The sequence below is a fragment of the Herbaspirillum lusitanum P6-12 genome (genome assembly GCF_000256565.1).
GTDB lineage: Bacteria > Pseudomonadota > Gammaproteobacteria > Burkholderiales > Burkholderiaceae_D > Herbaspirillum > Herbaspirillum lusitanum.
On the sequence record NZ_AJHH01000687.1, the window covers coordinates 1 to 2,669 of the forward strand.

Here is a 2,669-nt window from a genome sequence, read left to right on the forward strand (position 1 = left end):
TACGGCAAGCCGATCGCCGTGCGCAAGCTGAAGGAGCTGACCGGCTTGCCGCAAAGTACGCTGTATCGCCACCTGCTGCCGCTCAAGAAATGGGGACTGGTGCAGGAACAGGACAATTTCTACGCGCCCGGCCCGCTCAGCGTGCAGTTGGCCTGGGGCTTCGACCATACCTCTTACCTGGTCAGCAACGCCCAGCCCGAAATGCTGCAACTGGCCAAGAAGTGCGGCGAGAGCGTCGGCCTGATGGTGGCGGTCAACGACCAGGTCACCTGCCTCGACATGGTCGACAGCGAGCAATCGCTGCGCTGCTCGTTTTCCAAGGGCCGCTCGCATCCGCTGTCGCGCGGCGCCTCGGCCAAGGCGGTGCTGGCGCATCTGCCGCAGGCCATGGCCGAGAACATCGTCGAGCGCCAGCTGCACGGCAAGGATGACGACATCGCCCGCCTGCACGCCGAACTCGCCGCCATCCGCAGCCAGGGTTATGCGGTCAGCGAAGGCGAAGTCGACTGGGGCGTGTGGGGTGTCAGCGCTCCGGTGTTTTACAAGCCCGGCCAGGCGGCCGGCGCGATTACCCTGATGGCGCCGGCGATCCGGGCCGAAGAGCGGCAGCGCGAGCTGATTGCCGCCACGGTCCAGGCGGCGGCGGCCATCAGCGAACGCCTTGCGTTGTTTTAATCAGTTCACCAGAAGTCAGTTGCAGGTCCATTACAAGTTGTCCATTAAGTCGTCCATCCGAGGGAGAAACCATGAACCACCGCCGCCGCCTCATCCGCATGCTCGCCGCCGTCAGTCTCGCCGCCGGTTTTACCGTCGCCCCGGCGCTGGCCTGTGCGCAGACCGTTGACGTCATCCGCGTCGCCACCGACGCCACCTTCCCGCCGTTCGAGTTCTTCAAGGACGGCAAGCGCACCGGCTTCGACATCGAGCTGATCGAACTGCTCGGCAAGACCATGGGCAAGAAGGTCGAATGGACCGACATCGATTTCAAGGGCCTGATCCCCGGCCTGGTGTCGCGCCGCTTCGACGTCGCCTCGTCGGCGATTTACATCACCGAAGAACGCCGCCGCGTGGTCAATTTCACCGACCCCTACTATCCGGGCGGCCTGGTGGTGCTGACCAAGGCCAGCAACAACGCGATCAAGCAACCGTCCGATCTGGCCGGCAAGAAGGTCTCGGTCCAGGTCGGCACCAAGTCGGCCAACTACCTCAAAGAGTATTACCCGCAAGCCGAGCGCATCGAGGTCGAGAAGAACCAGGAAATGTTCAACCTGGTTGAAATCGGCCGCGCCGACGCCGCCGTCACCGGCAAGCCGGCCGCCATCGAATACGCCAAGACCCGTCCCGGCATGAAGGTGCTCGACAAGCAGGTCAGCATCGAGTTGTACGGCTACGCCGTGCGCAAGGACCTGCCGCAGCTGACCGAAGAAATGAACGCCGCGCTCAAGAAGGTCAAGCTCGACGGCAGCTATGACAAGCTGGTGCAAAAGTGGCTGTCGTCGGCGGCCAAGTAATTCCATAGAAAAGCAGACGTAAGCAAGGAGATCAGATGAGCTTGGATTTTGTGCCCGTATTCGAGGGCTGGCCGGACCTGTTGCATGGCGCCATCGTGACGGTGGAAATCACCGCCATCTCGCTGGTGCTCGGTTGCTTTCTCGGCCTGCTGGTCGGCCTCGGCCGGCTGGATCGCAGCAAACGCCTGATCTATGGCATCTGCACTGCTTACGTCACCTTCATCCGCGGCACGCCGCTGCTGGTGCAGTTGTTCCTGCTGTTCTTCGGCCTGCCGCAATTCGACATCCTGCTGCCGGCTTTCCTGTGCGGCGTACTGGGCCTGGGCATCTACTCCGGCGCCTACGTGTCGGAGATCGTGCGTGGCGCCATCCAGTCGATCGACAAGGGCCAGATGGAAGCGGCGCGTTCGCTCGGCATGTCGTCGGGCAAGGCCATGCGCACCATCATCCTGCCGCAAGCCATCGTGCGCATGATTCCGCCGCTGGGCAATGAGTTCATCGCGCTGATCAAGAACTCGGCGCTGGTGTCGCTGCTGACCATCGCCGACCTGATGCACGAAGGCCAGAAAATCATCAGCGTGTCCTACCGTTCGCTGGAAGTCTATATCGCCGTCGCGCTGGTCTACCTGGTGCTGACCAGCCTCACCAGCATGGCCCTGCAGCGGGTCGAGAAACACCTGCGCGCAGGGGGAGCCGTCTGATGTCAGCACTTATGTCCGCACCTATGTCCGCACCCATGATCACCGTTTCCAAACTAGGCAAATCCTTCTCCGGCCATCGCATCCTGCACGGCATCGACCTCGAAGTCGCGGCCTCGCAAGTGGTCGTCATCATCGGCCCCAGCGGCTCCGGCAAAAGCACGCTGCTGCGCTGCTGCAACGGCCTCGAAGTGGCGGAAGAAGGCAGCATCTCGATCTGCAACCAGGACTTGCTGGTGGACGGCAAGATGATCGCCGACCATGCCCTCAACGACCTGCGCACCCAGGTCGGCATGGTGTTCCAGTCGTTCAACCTGTTCCCGCATCTGTCGGTGCTGGAAAACGTCACGGTCGGCCCGCGCAAGATCCGCGGCACGCCCAAGGACGAAGCCGACACGCTGGCGCGCGCACTGCTGGCCAAGGTCGGCCGACGTCGTCGTGGTGATGGACCAGGGCCGCA

At 62.9% G+C, this 2,669-nt stretch carries 4 protein-coding genes; all 4 read left to right on the forward strand.

Annotated features, from left to right (window positions below):
• On the forward strand, positions 1-675 hold a 675-nt coding region (locus tag HLUSI_RS0122515), incomplete at its 5' end, for an IclR family transcriptional regulator (RefSeq protein ID WP_016836102.1).
• 71 nt (positions 676-746) lie between these two features.
• Positions 747-1,511, forward strand: coding sequence for a transporter substrate-binding domain-containing protein (locus HLUSI_RS0122520; RefSeq protein WP_016836103.1), 765 nt, complete (start codon positions 747-749; stop codon positions 1,509-1,511).
• A 35-nt stretch (positions 1,512-1,546) separates the two neighbouring features.
• Positions 1,547-2,212, forward strand: a complete 666-nt coding sequence (locus tag HLUSI_RS0122525; RefSeq protein ID WP_016836104.1) for an amino acid ABC transporter permease — start codon at positions 1,547-1,549, stop codon at positions 2,210-2,212.
• A gap of 35 nt (positions 2,213-2,247) precedes the next feature.
• A partial coding sequence (locus tag HLUSI_RS0122530; RefSeq protein WP_016836105.1) for an ATP-binding cassette domain-containing protein occupies positions 2,248-2,669 on the forward strand: 422 nt, incomplete at its 3' end.